Genomic DNA, 16,496 nt, shown 5'->3' on the forward strand with positions numbered 1-16,496 from the left:
CTCCGTAGCTGCCTTCTAGTACTACTATTTTTGGTGATGGGAGCATTACCTGCGGCAGCAACCCATCTGCTAGGAGGAGAGATGAGTTACCGGTACTTAGACGCCAATGGGCCTAGTAGTGCCCGGTATCGCTACCGCGTAACGGTACTCATCTACGTGAATGCCGACCCCAGTACCTCACAGGTTGCGGCTGGACGGGAGGCTATTGAAGTCGGTTTCTACAACAAATCGCAGAACGGCAATCTAATTACTCGCCTCACGCTACCTCGGCTTAGTAATAACATCATCACCCCAGCTCAACCGGGCGGTTGTACTACCCCAGGCACGCAATCATTACTGGTTCGCCTCTGCCGATACGAAACCATTGTTAACCTGCCAGTTTCGTTTGATGGATACTATGCGGTGTATAGCGATGGAAACCGTAATGCTGGCATCACAAACCTGCTGAATTCAGACCAGTATGCTCAGCAGATTTACGTGGAAATGGCGCCGCCACTGCTGCCCAACTCCTCCCCTACTTTCTCGGATACTGCAGTAGCAGTAATTTGCCAGGGCGATACCAGCATTCTGGTTAATAACGCCGTTGATCCTGATGGCGACCGGCTTATTTATTCCTTCAGCCGTCCCTATGGTGGTACGCAGACGGGCGGAGGCGCTATTTTGCCCGCAGTCTTTCAGGGCACTCCACCTACCGTTCCGTATAGCACAGGCTATAGCCAAACCAACCCTTTTGGGCCCGGGCCTGGAAGCTATGCTTACTTAAACGCCAGCAACGGCTTAAGCCGCTACGCCGCGCCGCGTTTGGGAGCTTACGTAGTGGCTGTGGAAGTGAAGGAATACCGAACCATTAATGGGGCGGAAGTATTAATTGGCTCTACCCGCCGCGAAATACAGCTGGTGGTCAGAACCTGCCCGGCTAACAATTCACCCGCTTTCACCTCAGCCTCCCAGGCCACGCATATTTATACCGTGCAGGAAGGCCAGCCAGTAAACTTCGCATTAGCGGCTACTGATCCGGATGGCAACCCCATCAACCTGAAAGCGAACAGTGTGCTTCTAGATGGCCCTGGTGGCTACGACGCTACGTTCGGGGGTAATGCTGGTACGGTCGTCCCGGGAAATCCTACGGGTAGCGCCACCATTCAGGGCACCGGAGGACGCGTGAACACACAGTTTACATTTAATACTCGCTGCGGTAATGCCCGAGCTACACCCTATGATGTAGTAGTAACGGCCACGGATGTGGCCTGCGGGGCGAAGAGTGTGGCCGATATCTTTCAGATTTACGTCACCAAGGCCGTCGGGCCAAACCGCATCAACGGAGACACGCTAGTCTGCGACCGGAGCCAGGCGTTTGCTTACACTGCGGCCGGGCCAGCAGCTAGTAGCTATACCTGGATTGTGCGCGGCGGCACTATTCAAGGCTCTAACACGGGTAGCTCGGTACAGGTACTATGGGGCTCCAGCGGAGTAGGCCGAGTGGTTTTGCGTGGGGTTTCAGCCTTTGGCTGCGCCACCGACTCAGTAGTGCGCAACATTGATTTGCGCCCCGCCAGCACTCTGGCAGTGTCGCCTAGTGTGAGCATTTGCTTGGGCAGCACCACTACTCTTACTGCTTCTGGCAGTGGCACCTATACCTGGACGGGCGGTGGACAGACCTTTACTGGACCAAGCATTTCTGTTTCGCCTACTCAAACTACCACCTATACGGTTACCTCAACCACTGGGGTGTGCACCACTTCGCGCCAAACGACCGTCACCGTAAACCCGGCCGCCGTTGCTAACGCGGGTGCAAACCAGGGGGCCTGCCCCGGCAGCACAGTTACGCTGGGGGCCGCAGCTATAACAGGGTATACGTATCAGTGGAGCCCCGCTCCTGGCCTCAATAGCACAACAACCGCCCAGCCGGTATTCACCATACCCACTACCGCTACTGCCGGACAGGCCTACACCTTCACGCTTACTGCTACTACGGCCGAAGGCTGCTCCGCTACGGGTACGGTACGTGTTACAGTAAATCCGCCCGCAGTAGCCAACGCTGGCCCAAACGCCACCCTGTGCGACGGGCAGCGTGTGACGTTGGGTACTCCGGCCTTGCCAGGGTATACGTATCAGTGGAGCCCCGCTCCTGGCCTCAGCAACACTTCCGCGGCTCAACCGGTCTTCACGGCTACTAACCGCACGCAGGCCCCACTGACGCTCACGTTCGTACTCACGGCCAGCGCGGCACAAACCTGTCCTGCTACCAGCACCGTGACGGTTACTGTCAATCCGCGCCCCGAGGCTGATAGCATCCAAGGCAGCGTTTCGGTGTGCCCAACAGTTCAGGGAGTGGCCTATGGCATCAAGAACTCTCGTTTCACGGCTTATCAGTGGCTGGTAACGGGTGGTACTATTGCTAGCGGGCAAGGTACCAGTGCCATCACTGTAAACTGGGGAGCGGCAACCTCCACGGGTTCGGTAAAAGCTTTCCAGCTGAATACGTTGGGTTGCTCTTCTGATACCGTGACGCTACCTGTACGCGTGAATCAGCAGTTGGCCACTCAAAAACCCACTGGCCCGCTGCAAGTATGCCTCTCCGATGGCCCCTTCACCTATCAGACGAGCTACACCAACGGCTCTACCTACGCCTGGCAGATCATTGGTGGCACCCAAGTAGGCACCAATCAGGCGTCGGTGCAGGTAAACTGGACCCGTACTGGCCTAGTAAAGCTGGTGGTTACTGAGTCGAGCAACCCCACCGGCGGACGCTGCTTTGGGCAGAGCGATACGCTCTACGTAAACGTGCTGCCTTCGCCGGCTACTAACCTGGCTGTTGCGGGCCCGAGCCGCATTTGTGCGGGCACTGGTAACATCACCTTCTCGCTGCCTGGCGCAACTACCTCTACCTACGCCTTTACCTTAAATGGGGCGGCGGTTACGGGCAACGGCAACTCCATTACCCTGCCCACCCCAGCAGCCAGCGCTGCGGCTTACACCCTTACTATTCGGGAAACGAATGCCAACGGGTGCGTAGGCCAGCCCTACACCAAAACTTTCCTGGTAGTGCCGCCATTAGCTATAACGGGCCCCGCCAGTTACTGCCCCGAGTCACGCACCGGACTGGCCTACGCGGCTACTTCGGTGGCCGGTGGCGCCTACGCGTGGACCATTACGGGCGGCACTATCACCAGTGGGCAAGGCACCAGCGCCGTGCGAGTTGATATTCCGGCTGGCACAACTACCGCTACGCTTTCCGTGACAGAAACCACCAGCACCAGTTGCGCCGCCACATTCACTATCCGACCAGACAACGCAACAGTGGCATTGAACACCGCCTCGGTGGAAGTAGGTGACGACCGTAAGATTACGCTGGCGCTGAATGTGCCCAACAATACCGGCAACGGCAACCGGGTGCAGATTCTGCGCCGCGACGCGGGTAGTACGGGAGCATACACCACCGTAGGCAACACTGCTAACACTGCCACCACGTTTACGGATAACGCAGTAGATGCGGATGCTAAAGCCTATCAGTACCGCATCGACCTAACCAATGCCTGTGGCACCGTGCTTAATAGTCAGGAGCACACCACCATCCTAACCAAAGCCACTGCTACGCAAAGCACGGGCGGACGCAATGTAGGCCAGGCTCAGGTTAGCTGGACGGCATATCAGGGCTTTACGGTGAAGGAATACCGGGTACTTCGGATGGCTGATAACGGCGGGGCCGAAGTGGTAGGAACCGTTCCGGCCTCTACTCTGCAGCTTACGTTGCCAACAAGTGCCGTGGGGTTCAATCAGTGTTTTCGGGTGCAAGCCATCAGTACCGATGCTACGGCCCGTACCTCTAACTCCAACGATGCCTGCGTGAACTTCAATAACCCGCTTGCCTTCTACAACATCATCACGCCCAACGGCGACGGTAAAAATGACGTGCTGACCATCGATAATGTAGCACTATACCCCAACAATACCTTTACCATCTTCAACCGTTGGGGCAAGGAAGTCTACTCCACCACCAACTACCGCAACACCTATGGCGGACAAGATCAGGGGGCTGGTATGTACTACTACCTGTTTAAACTGCAGGATGGCACCACCTACAAAGGCTGGTTTGAAATAGCTAAGTAAGTGGCAATAACCCAGCGCAAGGCGCCGTTCGGCAATGGCCGGGCGGCGCCTTTTTTATTCTCTACAGCTACTATTCTAGCCATTCTATGCGTCTGCTCTACCTGCTTCTTTTGCTCTTCTTACCACTTACAGTGTCTGCTCAAGCTCGCCTCAACCTGAGTTTTGAACCAGATGCTAATGTTCACCAGCCGCTGCTTCTTTGGGTCAGCCGCCATAATGGAGTAGCCCCTCGGGAAAACCAAGTACTGAGGGTTGATACGGTGACCAAAGCCGCTAGTGGGCGTGGCAGCCTCTTACTAGATGTCAGTCGGTTTGATGAACCCGTAGGTGGTGCATTTTATACCAGCATTGCGCCGGTAGATTCCATGCGCGGCCAAACCGTAACTATCAGCGCCAGCATGCGCACCGAAGGATTCACCGGCAAGGCTTTTTTATACGCTCATGCCCAAACGGATAACAGTGGGGAGAATTTAGCTAGCAATGACAACTTCAACTCTCCGGCCCCACCAGCTAACTCCGGCTGGCAGCGGGTACAGATACAGCTGCCCGTGCCCACTGCCGCAACCAACTTACTCTTTGGCCTCCGGTTTCAGGGGCAGGGCAAGGTATGGCTCGATGAGGTGCGAGTGGAATGGGGCAACGGGCAACGCTACCACGACCAACTGCTCCCTGGCACCGAGCCACTGGTGCAGAGCGTGGCCGCCCGCCGCGCCAACTGGGACTTTGAACTACCTAGGCCACTACTGCCTGACTCGCGCTACCTAGCTCAGCCTGACTCAGTAACTCCGGCTCACCACGGCGGCCACAGCCTACACCTGCGCCCTGCTGCCGGCTCAAGAGCTCCTTATGCCTACCTAGGCCAGGTACCGGTTGATACAGCGCTGCGCGGTAAAACCCTGGTAGTTCAAGGATACGTCCGGGGAGCAACTGCTCCGGCGGCTTCCTTTTACTATGCCCTCCTCAACGAAGATAACCGCACCGCCACGCGCCGGGGTGCGCGCAGCCAACTTCAAGAGTTGCCACTACCTTCTGCCACAGCTTCCTCTACGGAGTGGCGGGCGTTCAGCGTGTCGATACCCATTACCTGGAATCAATATTTCACGCAGCTGGCACTGGGGGTGCATCTCGGCAACACCGGCGAGTTGTGGATAGATGATCTGCATCTGCTTATTAATGGCAAGCCTTATGCCCCACCCGCCGACCCTGCCGCTGTGGCCCTGCCTACTGCGGCGGAGCTAGCCTGGCTTCGGCAGGCGGCCCTACCACTGCGCACTGTGGCGGCTGATGGTGGCGACGTGAAAGACCTGACCGCTTTCGGAGCTTTAGCTGGTAAAGCGCAGATTATAGCCTTAGGCGAGGTGACGTATGGCTCGCGGGAAGTAGCCCAGCTGCGGCACCGGCTCACGCGCTACCTGGTAGAGCAAAAGGGCGTACGAGCCTTGGCACTGGAGACCGATATGGGCGCCTGTTTGGCACTGAATAACTATTTACAAACTGGGCAGGGCAATCCGCGCCAGCTCCTAGGCCAGTTAGGCACCTACAACTCCGTTGAGACCCTGGCGCTGGTGCAATGGCTACGGGCCTATAATGAGCGCGCTACCACAAAGGTGCAGGTATGGGGCCTAGAGTGCCAACGTCCAGCCGAAGCACTGACCTGGCTGCGGCAGCTATTGCCGCAACGTGCGCCCGTACCGCAGGCGCAGTTAGAGCAGTTGGCTTCGCAACTTCGGGAACTGCCCACTGCTGGCATTCGCCTGAACCCATTCACCATGCCTGGCACTACGGAGCCGCGCTTGCTAGCCGTTCGTAACACCATCCGGGAAGTACGACAGGGCTTTGATGAGCGCAACCGCCTACGGGCTGGCGCTGAGCTACCGCTGGCTGATGCCGCCATTCAGCGCCAACTGTTGCAGCAATTAGAGCAGTACACCACCCTCCAAACCCTGGACCCTGATTTGGTTCCTGCTTACCGAGGCGCCAGCCTGGCCGAGAACATCTACTGGTGCCGTACCCAGCAGCCAAGTGGCAAACTGCTGGTGCTGGCTCATAATACTGTGGTGGCAGCTACTGGCACGGCGGGCCAGCTCTTACGCGCCACTTACGGGCCAGAGTACGTGACGCTGGGTACAGCCTTCGCCACCGGTAGTTTTCGGACAGACGATGGACAGGGAGGTAAGCTAACCGTAACGCCAGCCGCTGCAGCCGTGCCAGGCAGTTATGAATATTATTTCCAGACGGCCAAACTGCCTCTCTCCTACCTCGACCTGCGCACCCCTGCACTGATGCCCGGTACTCAATGGCTGTACCAGAACCTGCTGTTGCGCGATGTAGGCCACTCTCTAGCTCCTGTCTCCTTCTTCCACCACGATCTGCGGCGAGAATTTGACGCTCTACTGTTCATCCCGGCCACCACACCACTCCAGACCATTCGCTAGGCCAGTTAGCACAGCTCCAAAGCCCAAGCTCGCCCAGAGACAAATCCGCGAAATCCGGGAAATCCGTCTCAATCCGTGCTTACCTTTGCGTTTGTGAGGAAATCAGCAAAAAACATTCCGGCGGAGCTGCTCCGCGAAGTTGAAATCACCGATATGGTGGCCGAAGGCAAGTGCTTAGTGCGCCGCGAGAACCTGGTCATTTTCGTGACGCAGGTAGCTCCCGGCGACGTGGTAGACCTGCGCGTGACAAAAGCCAAAAAGAACTTTCTGGAGGCCGTGCCCACCAAGTTCCATAAGTATTCTGACCTGCGCGTAACGCCATTCTGCGAGCATTTCGGCACCTGTGGGGGCTGTAAATGGCAGCACCTGGCCTACGAAACGCAGCTTAAATTTAAGCACCAGCAAGTAGCCGATACGCTGCAGCGCATTGGCAAAGTGGCACTGCCCGAGATACTGCCCATCCAGGCGTCGCCTGACCAAACCTACTACCGCAACAAGCTCGAGTACACGTTTAGCCACAATGGCTGGCTTACGAATGAGCAGATTGCCAGCGGCCACAATTACGAGCGGCGCGTGCTCGGTTTCCACACCCCGGCCCGCTTTGATAAGATTCTGGACATCAACCACTGTTGGCTGCAGCCCGACCCGAGCAACCAGATCCGTCTGGCCGTGCGCGATTATGCCCTGGAGCATGACCTGCCCTTCAACAACCTCGTAACCCAGGAAGGCTTCCTACGCAACCTCATCATTCGGACGGCTAATAGCGGCGACCTAATGGTGATTTTGCAATGCTATTATGCCCATGATGCGCTGCTGCCCCTGCTGGATTTCATTTACGAGCGGTTCCCACAGATTACGTCGCTCAACTACGTACTCAACGACAAGGGCAACGAGACCTTCCACGACCTAGAGGTGGTGTGTTACAAAGGTGAGCCGTACATCCATGAGGAGATGGAAGGCTTGCGCTTCCGCGTGGGTCCGAAGTCCTTCTACCAGACGAACTCTGAAGGGGCCTACAACCTCTACAAAATCACGCGCGAGTTTGCCCAGCTCACCGGCTCAGAGCTGGTGTATGACCTTTACACCGGCGCTGGCACCATAGCCAACTTCGTGGCTCGGCAGGCCAAGCACGTAGTGGGCGTAGAGTATGTAGAGTCGGCCGTTAAGGACGCCTACATCAACTCCGAAATCAACGGCACCACCAACACGGAGTTCTACGCCGGCGACATGAAGGACGTGCTCAACGCCGAGTTCATCGAGAAGCACGGCCGCCCCGACGTTATCATCACGGACCCGCCCCGCGCCGGCATGCACCCCGACGTAGTGTCCCGCCTACTGGAAATGCGCGCCCCACGAATTGTGTACGTCAGCTGCAACCCCGGCACCCAGGCTCGAGACCTAGAGCTACTGGATCAGGCCTACAAAGTAGTGAGAGTGCAGCCCGTAGATATGTTCCCACACACCCACCACGTAGAGAATGTGGTGCTGCTGGAGTTGAAGTAAGGTGATGTTTGGGATAGAAGAGTGGAATGCTGGTACCACAACCGGCGTTCCACAACTACTCTGCCCCGCAGAACCGGTTGCTCATTGGGAAGGAATAAATGTTCCATCTAGTGGACGAATTGTTGAGTCTGATTTTCGCAGTTCGGGTAATCTGAAAGATCCTGCCACCGATTATGATCTGGCCTGTTCCATTGCTATGCTTCCGCAAGAAGCTGGCTTGATTACCGTTGGTCAGGGTAAGGCATTGGTTGTATGCGGAGAAATACCGTTTGCAGCTTGGCTTCCTGCCAACAGCTTCTTGGGAGGTTATATTCTTGTTCCTGAGTTTTGGACCAAAACAGAAGCTGATTGTCAGGCTATCCTACTTGGAATTGAGGATGCTGCTTACTCAAATACTGGCCTAGCATTGACCTCAACAGGACTAGGCTTTATGCTCTTTGCTGCAACTGATTGCAGTACCGATTCTGATTTTGAAAATATCCATGCAGATTGTCCGGCAGGAATATATGGGGTAGCTACCCACGTATATGACGCTCCTGACTTTCAACTTCGAATTATACGCTTAGAGCAACTACTGGAGTAGAGACTGTCACTCAGCTTAAATAACCAACACTACCTATATTAACTCGGCCACCCTATCTCGCTCGACATTTACCATCTTACTTCATGCGCAGAATTGAGTATCTCGATAGTGTCCGCGGGCTGGCCGCTTTTGCGGTGGTTATCTATCATTTCACGGGTTGGCGCTGGGCTGAGGCGATGGAGTTTAAGCTGGGCGCTATTCTGTTCAACGGCGCCGATGCGGTATCCCTGTTCTTCGTGTTGAGTGGCCTAGTGCTTTCTTGGAAGTACTTCCACCCCAATGAGTCATTGGCCATTGATGGCGCGCATTACCGGCCTTATGTTATCAACCGGGTGGTGCGGTTATACGTGCCTTTTCTGGCGGCTCTGGCCGTGTACTACTTATATGGTCATCGTCACGACCCGCTCCGCCAATTAGCAGTCGAGTTCGTCAAAAACACCTACCACTGGTTTGAGGAAGCCTTATTGGTGCGCGGAAAGCATGACATCTATGGCCCAGGCTGGACGCTGGAAGTGGAAATGGCGGCCTCGCTGTTCGTCCCATTTTTAGCCTTACTTCTGCGCCGTAGCCGGCAGCTGTTTGTGGGCTTCATGCTGGCAGTGCTCTTCATCGGCTCAGGCCTGATTTTTTGGGGTATTCAGCATTTCTGTCTGGGGATGCTGCTGGCGTATTTCTTCCGCCAAATAGAGGCCTACGACATGCGGCAAGCCTCGTGGTATCGGTACCGGCACTTACTTTACATCGGGGTGTTTGCGCTGTTTTCTATTCGGCACATCACGCGCATTTATCCTCTGGGGGAGAATGTAAACTACTGGCTCGGCATCTTCCGACTCGATCTGTTTCATTTTACTGGTCTAGCCTCGGCCCTGATTCTGGCATTCATCATCAACCGGCCGCGGGTGCAGAGCTGGCTGACCACCAAACCGTTGCTATTTTTAGGTCGCATCTCATATAGCGTGTATCTGGTACACTGGTTTTTTGTAGCCTATGTGATGGATCACTGGGACAAGCTCACCGTGCACCTTTCCACCTCTACTCAATCTTTTTGGGGTATGTTGGGCTTCACAGTTGGGGCTACTCTGCTCACGGCAACGGTGTTTAACGTACTAGTTGAACGCCCAGCTATCCGGTTAGGTCGTAAACTCTCGGACCGCCTCACTCCTCGGACCCAGCGGGTACAACATGCTTCTTAACTTTGCTTTTTCATGGACTACACCAACGACCCTGAACTGAACGGTAAATACCTTGGCACTATTACCAAGGATTTCGCTACCGTTTCTGATACCCTGAGCGAGGCTTCTTCCCAGATCCGCAAGCGGGATATTTCGAAGTACCCTATTTTCGTTTTCGCTCGCCAAGAGGTGCCGCTGGGTGGCCTACTAATCAATGCTGATGAGGCGAACCTGGAATGGCACGTTTTCGCTAGCTACCTAGAGCTATTTGTACAGCAGGGCATTGTAGGCCAGGAAGGCATTGAGGCTTTCCAGAGCACCTACCGCGACGCCGACGAGTATTGCTGCCTTTTTGTGCTGGATGAGGAGTTTACCAACTTCGTGTACATCCCCTATCCCGAGGACTAACATAAGCCTTGCGAGCGGAGCAGTTCTTTTAGCAGCTAAAAGTCATGGAAACAGAAAAGGCCTTACTTCCACTGAGAAGTAAGGCCTTTTGCATAATTCAGAAGGGAGCCAGGACGAAGGGAGGAAAACTCCCTCGTCTTCGCAATTCCATTAATGGCCTAGAAGCTTATACTACAGCGCGCTTCTAACCGAAGTGCTGGAAGCCTTGAGCACGCAGGGGCACCGGCTGGCCAGTTTTGGTGATGAGGTTTGCGCCTTCGCTCTTCTCTACCATGTGACCGATGATGGTGATATCGGGGTGATTTTTGATTTTGTCGTGAGCAGAGAGGGGAACGGTGAACAGCAGTTCGTAGTCCTCGCCGCCGTTGAGCATGCACATGATGGGGTCGAGGTTGAACTCCTCCGCTACCTCCAGTGTAGGATTGGCGATGGGCAGATTCTCCGTGAAGATGCGGGCGCCCGTGCCGCTGGCTTGGCATAGATGCAATACCTCAGAAGCGAGGCCATCCGAAACATCGATCATGCTAGTGGGCGCCACGCCCAAGTCGCGCAGTTCATGTACTACGTCCATGCGGGCTTCGGGGCGGAGCTGGCGCTGCAGCACGTAGGGATATTTGCTTAGTTCAGGTTGCGTTTCGGGGTCAGCTTGCCATGCCTGCTTTTCACGCTCTAGCACCTGCAGGCCTAGATAAGCGCCGCCTAGGTCGCCGGTTACACAGATTAGGTCGTTGGTACCGGCTCCGCTACGGCGCACAGCTTTGCCCGCCTCCGCTTGGCCCAGCGCCGTGATGCCGATGGTAAGGCCTGAGCGGCTACCCGTAGTGTCGCCTCCTACCAGGTCCACATTATAGGCCTCGCAGGCCAACCGTATTCCCTCATAGAGTTCTTCAACCGCCTCAACAGAGAAACGAGCAGGCACACTCAAGGCCACCACGATCTGCGTGGGCAGCGCATTCATGGCGGCAATATCGGAAACGTTTACAGCTACAGCTTTGTAGCCCAAATGCTTGAGTGGGCAGAACGTCAGATCGAAGTGCACACCTTCCACCAGCAAATCAGTGCTGATGACGATTTCCTGACCGGCTGGAGGTGCCAGTATAGCGGCATCGTCGCCAATGCCTAGGACAGTACTAGGTTGGTTGAGGGTAACGGTATTCTGGATTCGGCGAATCAGGCCGAATTCGCCGACTTTATCGAGAGGGGTGATATCACTCATGCTGAGAGGCTTAGGCTTGGGGTGCAGGTTCCGGCGGGCGAGCTGTAGGCCACTGGCGGGCAGCAAAGGTACGACGACAGCCTGTAGTGAGATACCACGAGCCTATGTGAGCCTACTGTTCCGGCTGTACCACTGTACTGCGTACGGGTTAACTACTAGGCCACCTTTCTGGTTTTCATGCGCACAATTGATAGTCAGCTACTGGCTTAAATCTGGCTCCTAGCCGTTTGATTATTGATTGTTTTTGCCAAGATTTTCGTTGGCATCTTGCTGCAACTTCACTTCCTCAATATGAAAAACATTATTTGGCTTCTGGTAGCACTGGCCGTGGCAATTAGTGGCTGTAACCGGAGGCCTAAAGCAATTGATCCGGCCTCGAAGGAGGCGGTTAAAACGCAAGTCAATATTCTGCGTGATACTGTGCAAGCGCGCTGGTCGGAGATGGTAGCTAGCGACGACGACAAGCTGCGCAACACCCAACAGGTACTAACGGCACTAAAGGCCCAGCCCGGCACCGACCCCGCGCAATTAGATGGTTTACAGCGCGCCACGACCCGCCTCAAAACCATACGCTACGATCAGCAAACCATGGCTGAATCGGCTCGAATCGATGCTTACGACAGCGCTCAGGACTCGGTATTGCAGATTGTATACCGCATTGCGTTGCCTACTGACCGGCAGCCCGCCGCGCCCATTAAAACCCTTACGGATAAGATTCAGGATGCCGACGGCGAATTAGTTGGCTTTCGGGTTCGCTACGATCAGGCAGCCGTGCGCCTTAACAATTACTTGCAAGTACATGCTACTGAACTTAATCAGCTAGGCGGCCAATACAGCAAGCTAAAACCCCTCCCCCTGTTTACGCTACAGTAGTGGAGGCCTAGGACCCAGATGCCTCTTATCTTCTATTGTAACTCCGGCGGATATCTGCCGGAGTTTTTTTAACACTGATTATCAGATCATAGCAAAATTATTTCTACAGCATACAACCTTCTTCGCCTCTTACAGCTCATGCATGTAGAACCCCACAATTCTACTCCTTTCATTCATCCTTACCCCACTGTTTTTATTTAAAGCAATTGCTACCTTATAAGAAAAGGCGACCGGTTCCCCGGTCGCCTTTTGCTTTTATTTAGGCTTACACTACTGGCCTAGAGGCGCGTCATCTCGTCGTGCACGAAGTCGGCCAGTGTGCGTAGGTAGGTGGTCGAAAAGTCGAACCGTATTCCGGCCGCCGCGTAGATTTCGCCAATTGGGGCAGTATATCCCAAGGCCAGTGCCCGCTTGTAGGCCTCTAACCCCTCTTGTGGGTTTTGGCGGTAGTTGCGCCACACGGCAATAGCGCCTAATTGCGCCATAGCATATTCAATGTAATAGAAGGGCACTTCATAGAGGTGAAGCTGCTTCTGCCAGAGATAAGGCTTGAAGTTTTCTAGTCCTTTCCAGCTAACGGTGCGCTGGTTGAACTCATCGAAAATTTCCGTCCAACGCTGGTGACGCTCTTCCTCCGTGTGCTGCGGGTGCTCGTACACCCAGTGCTGAAACTTATCGATAGTGGCTACCCAAGGGAAGGTTTCCAGTACGCTTTCCAAGTGAGTTTTCTTGGCCCGGCGCAATTCATCGGGGTCAGTGAAGAAGACGTCCCACTGATCCATGCTCATCAGCTCCATGCTCATAGAAGCCAGTTCGGCTACCTCAGATGGTGGGTGCTTGTCGGCGGAAAGCGGCAAGCGGCGGGTCAGGAAGCTGTGCACCGCGTGGCCACCTTCGTGCAACATGGTCACCACATCACGCAAGGAACTGGTGGCATTCATGAAAATGAATGGCACGCCGGTTTCATCGAGCGGATAGTTGTAACCGCCGGGGGCCTTGCCCTTACGAGACTCCAGATCAAGATGGCCCATCTGCCGCATAGTGCGCAAGCAGTCGCCTAAGAACGGGTCGAGGTTCTGAAATACCGTGATGGTCTTCTCTAGCAGTTCCGCTCCCGTTTCAAACGGCCGCAGTGGGGCTTTGCCCGACACGTCCACATCCAGGTCCCAAGGGCGCAGCTCTGGCAAGTTTAGGTCTTGACGGCGCTCTAGGTCAATATCGTCGATGAGCGGTACTACCGTCTCCCGAATTGCCTGATGAAAGTCAAAGCAGTCTTGCGGAGTGTAATCAAAGCGACCTAGGGCAGCGAACATATAGTCGCGGAAATTGGCGAAGCCAGCATTCAGCGCCATGCTATGACGCAACCCAATGAGCTCTGTAAACAGCGCGTCTAGCGGCTTGGCATCCTGAAGCCGGCGTGCCTGAATAGCCCTCCACGCTTCTTCCCGCACAGCTCTATCCGTCTTCTTCAAACGGTCGGCGGCACGGGGAAGAGTTATTTCTTCTCCATCCAATGTCACCGTCATAGCGCCTACGGTAGCAGCATATTGCTGCTGCTTGGTGCTGGTTTCGGTCTTGAGCGGAATGTTTTCGGAGCGGTAGATTTCCAAAGCTTGGCGCACCGAGCGAATGAACACGCGGTACTGCGCTGGATCGAGGTCAGGCAGGTAAGGCGAAGCTATCAGCTTCTCGTTTAGCGCGTGGTCGTAGGGCGCAACGTGGGGCTCAATTTCGCTCACGAAGTATTGAAAAGCCTCAGCTCGTGCCTGCTCCTGCGTGTCGCAGGTCATGCGGATGTAACGCCAAGCCAGGTCTTCGCTCAGCACAGACTCCAGCTCTGACCGGTCTAGCAGCCAACGCTCTAGCTCCTGCCCCGAGCCGATGGCCCGGTCGCGGAGCTCAATAAAATACGGTTCAATTGCAGCCCAGTCGGTAACGGTGAACGACTCGGGCAGATACTGCCGGGGCGGACGCTGCGTATTGGTAGCCAAGTCGGCAGCAGTGGTGGCGGAAGTTGGTATCATAGAAAGGTTTTGTACGCGAAAACCCGGGGGGCGGGTTAGAAAAAAGGGGCCAAGTGGCTACTTCCTGCTAATCTATTTCAATGACTACATCACTTGTTAGGGGGTGGCCTACACAAGTTAACACGTAACCCTGACTGAGTTCCCGGTCTGAGAGTCCCTCACGCTCATCGAGGTGTACTTTACCCGACAGGCACTTACCCCGACAGGCCGTGCACAAACCAGCTTGGCATGAGTAGGGCAAGTCAATATCCTGATCAAGTGCAGCTTCCAGAATGGTCTGGTTGGGCTCCACTTCAATCTGATATTCAGAGCCCTCGTAATTGATGGTGACAGTGCGAGTTACGATTTTTCCGTCGTCCTCGGCCGTTGATACATCTCCGTGGCCGTTGGGCTGAGCGGCAGAAGCTTCCGCAGTATCAGCAGCAGCTACGAAACTTTCACGGCGAATACGGCTGGCGGGCACGCCCAGCAGCTCTAGGGCCGCTTTGGATTCCGTCATCAGACCCTCTGGGCCACACAGATAATACTCGGCCTGCTCGGCCGGAAACTGGTGGCGCTGTTCCAGAATGCGCAGCAGCATTGTGCGGTTCAGGCGCCCCGTATGCTGGTGGGCTGCTACCGGACCGGTGGGCTGGCTGTACACGTGCTCTACCTGGAACCGGTTAGCATACTGCTGCTCCAATTGGCGTAGCTGCTCCCGGAAAATAACTGATTCCTCATTGCGGTTACCATAAATCAAGAGCACGTAGCTCTTAGGCTCTTCCTGCAATACGGCCTTCAGCATGCTCATGAGTGGGGTAATACCTGAGCCGGCTCCTACCAGCACAAAGGAGCGCGCTGAGTTAGGCGCGGGGTTTAGGGTGAAGTTGCCAATAGGCGCCATCACTTCCATCTGCTGGCCTACGCGCACCGTGTCAAGCAGATAGTTACTCATCAATCCGCCCGGCACTCGCTTTACCGTCACGGCTAAGCGTGGCGCTTCGCCAGGAGTACTGCATAACGAATACGCGCGGCGCTCCTTCTTTCCTCCGGGGCCACAAGGCAAAATCAGGGTCAGAAACTGACCGGGCTCACTAGCTACGGGCTGGCGGTCAGGGCGTTCGAAGTGAATGGTAACGGCGTCGGAGGTTTCCTGGGTGAGCTCGACTACGTTGAGCGTGAGGTACTGACTGCTCATAAGGTGGTGAGGGGTACTAGAAATCGGGGAGATGAGGAATTATTAACAACTCAGGTGGCCTAGGGTTAGCTAGGCTCACAAAGTACGGGATTCTGTAGCGGATGGCTTAGCTTGCGCGGGTCTTCAACAGAGTATAAAATCTTGCGTTGGAGGAGTGGCCTAGAGCTTCCTTTTGATTCCTAGGCCACTTACCCTCTCCTCTCACCTCTTTTCACAGTATGTTAGCTCAGATTCTGGAAACTCATCAGCACGAGTTTGCGGCCGTGCTGCCCGTTGACCTCAATGCCCCCGATGTAGCCCGACTCGATTTTTCGGCTACGAACCCGTTACTCCAGAATGCGAACTTGCGCGATACCGCCGCTTTCGAGGAGTTGGTTAGCCAACTGCTAGAGGCGCAAAATGCACATATTGGAGTAGGCGGCTACCTCGAAAACCGCGTTATCTACCGGCGCAGCGAGCTATTTGGCGCTCCTGATCCGGCCGTTCCATCCCGCTCCCTCCACTTGGGAGTAGATGTTTGGCTGCGGGCGGGCACACCCGTTATGGCTCCGCTAGATGCAGTGGTGCACAGCCTCCAAGACAACGACAACTTCGGCGACTACGGCCCTACGGTTATTCTACAGCACCAGCTCGAAGACACTGTTTTCTATACCCTCTACGGGCATCTCACCCGCCGCGAAACTTTACTTCTCCGCCCCGGCATGGCCATTGAGAAGGGCGAGGTATTCACGGAAGTAGGCCCTGCCCCAGAAAATGGCGACTGGCCCCCTCACCTCCACTTCCAAATCATCAGCGACATGCTAGGCCTGTCGGGTGATTTTCCCGGCGTGGCACTCCCTGCTGAACGCGAGAAGTGGGCCGCCCTCTGCCCCAACCCTAACTTGATTCTGCAAAGCCAGTGGCTCTAGGCCAGTCTGTGACATACCAGCGCAACGGGTCTTGTAACCAACATCACTTGTAGGCCACTCTGTGGATACTAATTGCAAGGTGGCTGC

At 55.3% G+C, this 16,496-nt stretch carries 11 protein-coding genes; 8 read left to right on the top strand and 3 right to left on the bottom strand.

Annotation, left to right across the window (positions count from 1 at the left end):
* Positions 1 to 36 precede the first annotated feature (36 nt).
* From EU557_RS15875 to EU557_RS15900, 6 genes are all read left to right on the top strand, one after another.
* Positions 37 to 4,110: a T9SS type B sorting domain-containing protein gene (locus tag EU557_RS15875; protein WP_167855237.1), complete on the top strand. Its 4,074-nt coding sequence runs from the start codon at positions 37 to 39 to the stop codon at positions 4,108 to 4,110.
* Positions 4,111 to 4,241: 131 nt separating this feature from the next.
* Positions 4,242 to 6,545, top strand: coding sequence for an erythromycin esterase family protein (locus EU557_RS15880; RefSeq protein WP_167855238.1), 2,304 nt, complete (start codon positions 4,242 to 4,244; stop codon positions 6,543 to 6,545).
* A 93-nt stretch (positions 6,546 to 6,638) separates the two neighbouring features.
* Entirely contained in the window at positions 6,639 to 8,048 is a 1,410-nt protein-coding gene (gene rlmD / locus EU557_RS15885; protein ID WP_342588250.1) for a 23S rRNA (uracil(1939)-C(5))-methyltransferase RlmD, read from the top strand.
* 4 nt (positions 8,049 to 8,052) lie between these two features.
* Positions 8,053 to 8,631: a hypothetical protein gene (locus EU557_RS15890; RefSeq protein WP_135531442.1), complete on the top strand. Its 579-nt coding sequence runs from the start codon at positions 8,053 to 8,055 to the stop codon at positions 8,629 to 8,631.
* An 83-nt stretch (positions 8,632 to 8,714) separates the two neighbouring features.
* Positions 8,715 to 9,824: an acyltransferase family protein gene (locus EU557_RS15895; RefSeq protein ID WP_135531443.1), complete on the top strand. Its 1,110-nt coding sequence runs from the start codon at positions 8,715 to 8,717 to the stop codon at positions 9,822 to 9,824.
* 12 nt (positions 9,825 to 9,836) lie between these two features.
* Complete coding sequence (locus tag EU557_RS15900; RefSeq protein WP_135531444.1) at positions 9,837 to 10,211, top strand: hypothetical protein; 375 nt, start codon at positions 9,837 to 9,839, stop codon at positions 10,209 to 10,211.
* Positions 10,212 to 10,395: 184 nt separating this feature from the next.
* Here EU557_RS15900 and thiL read toward each other — a convergent pair whose 3' ends face one another.
* On the bottom strand, positions 10,396 to 11,427 hold the full coding sequence (gene thiL, locus EU557_RS15905) for a thiamine-phosphate kinase (RefSeq protein WP_135531445.1): 1,032 nt from the start codon (positions 11,425 to 11,427) through the stop codon (positions 10,396 to 10,398).
* A 291-nt stretch (positions 11,428 to 11,718) separates the two neighbouring features.
* Between thiL and EU557_RS15910 the strand changes: the two genes are divergently transcribed.
* Positions 11,719 to 12,300 (top strand): hypothetical protein, encoded by a 582-nt coding sequence (locus EU557_RS15910; RefSeq protein WP_135531446.1) that lies wholly within the window; start codon positions 11,719 to 11,721, stop codon positions 12,298 to 12,300.
* 278 nt (positions 12,301 to 12,578) lie between these two features.
* Here the strand turns inward: EU557_RS15910 and EU557_RS15915 are convergent, their stop codons facing one another.
* Positions 12,579 to 14,324, bottom strand: coding sequence for a M3 family oligoendopeptidase (locus tag EU557_RS15915; RefSeq protein ID WP_135531447.1), 1,746 nt, complete (start codon positions 14,322 to 14,324; stop codon positions 12,579 to 12,581).
* Positions 14,325 to 14,391: 67 nt separating this feature from the next.
* Positions 14,392 to 15,501, bottom strand: coding sequence for a ferredoxin--NADP reductase (locus tag EU557_RS15920; RefSeq protein WP_135531448.1), 1,110 nt, complete (start codon positions 15,499 to 15,501; stop codon positions 14,392 to 14,394).
* Between the two features lie 218 nt (positions 15,502 to 15,719).
* Between EU557_RS15920 and EU557_RS15925 the strand changes: the two genes are divergently transcribed.
* The gene (locus EU557_RS15925) at positions 15,720 to 16,409 is read left to right on the top strand and encodes a peptidoglycan DD-metalloendopeptidase family protein (RefSeq protein WP_135531449.1); all 690 of its coding nucleotides are present in this window, start codon (positions 15,720 to 15,722) and stop codon (positions 16,407 to 16,409) included.
* Positions 16,410 to 16,496 lie beyond the last annotated feature (87 nt).

The sequence above is a fragment of the Hymenobacter wooponensis genome (assembly GCF_004745865.1).
Lineage (GTDB): Bacteria > Bacteroidota > Bacteroidia > Cytophagales > Hymenobacteraceae > Hymenobacter > Hymenobacter wooponensis.

Excerpts from the sequence above, each read along its gene's own strand:
- EU557_RS15875 (WP_167855237.1), top strand. The coding sequence starts at position 37 with ATGGGAGCATTACCTGCGGCAGCAACCCATCTGCTAGGAGGAGAGATG.
- EU557_RS15895 (WP_135531443.1), top strand. The coding sequence starts at position 8,715 with ATGCGCAGAATTGAGTATCTCGATAGTGTCCGCGGGCTGGCCGCTTTT.
- EU557_RS15925 (WP_135531449.1), top strand. The coding sequence starts at position 15,720 with ATGTTAGCTCAGATTCTGGAAACTCATCAGCACGAGTTTGCGGCCGTG.
- EU557_RS15915 (WP_135531447.1), bottom strand. The coding sequence starts at position 14,324 with ATGATACCAACTTCCGCCACCACTGCTGCCGACTTGGCTACCAATACG.
- EU557_RS15920 (WP_135531448.1), bottom strand. The coding sequence starts at position 15,501 with ATGAGCAGTCAGTACCTCACGCTCAACGTAGTCGAGCTCACCCAGGAA.
- EU557_RS15890 (WP_135531442.1), top strand. The coding sequence starts at position 8,053 with ATGTTTGGGATAGAAGAGTGGAATGCTGGTACCACAACCGGCGTTCCA.
- thiL (WP_135531445.1), bottom strand. The coding sequence starts at position 11,427 with ATGAGTGATATCACCCCTCTCGATAAAGTCGGCGAATTCGGCCTGATT.
- EU557_RS15900 (WP_135531444.1), top strand. The coding sequence starts at position 9,837 with ATGGACTACACCAACGACCCTGAACTGAACGGTAAATACCTTGGCACT.
- EU557_RS15910 (WP_135531446.1), top strand. The coding sequence starts at position 11,719 with ATGAAAAACATTATTTGGCTTCTGGTAGCACTGGCCGTGGCAATTAGT.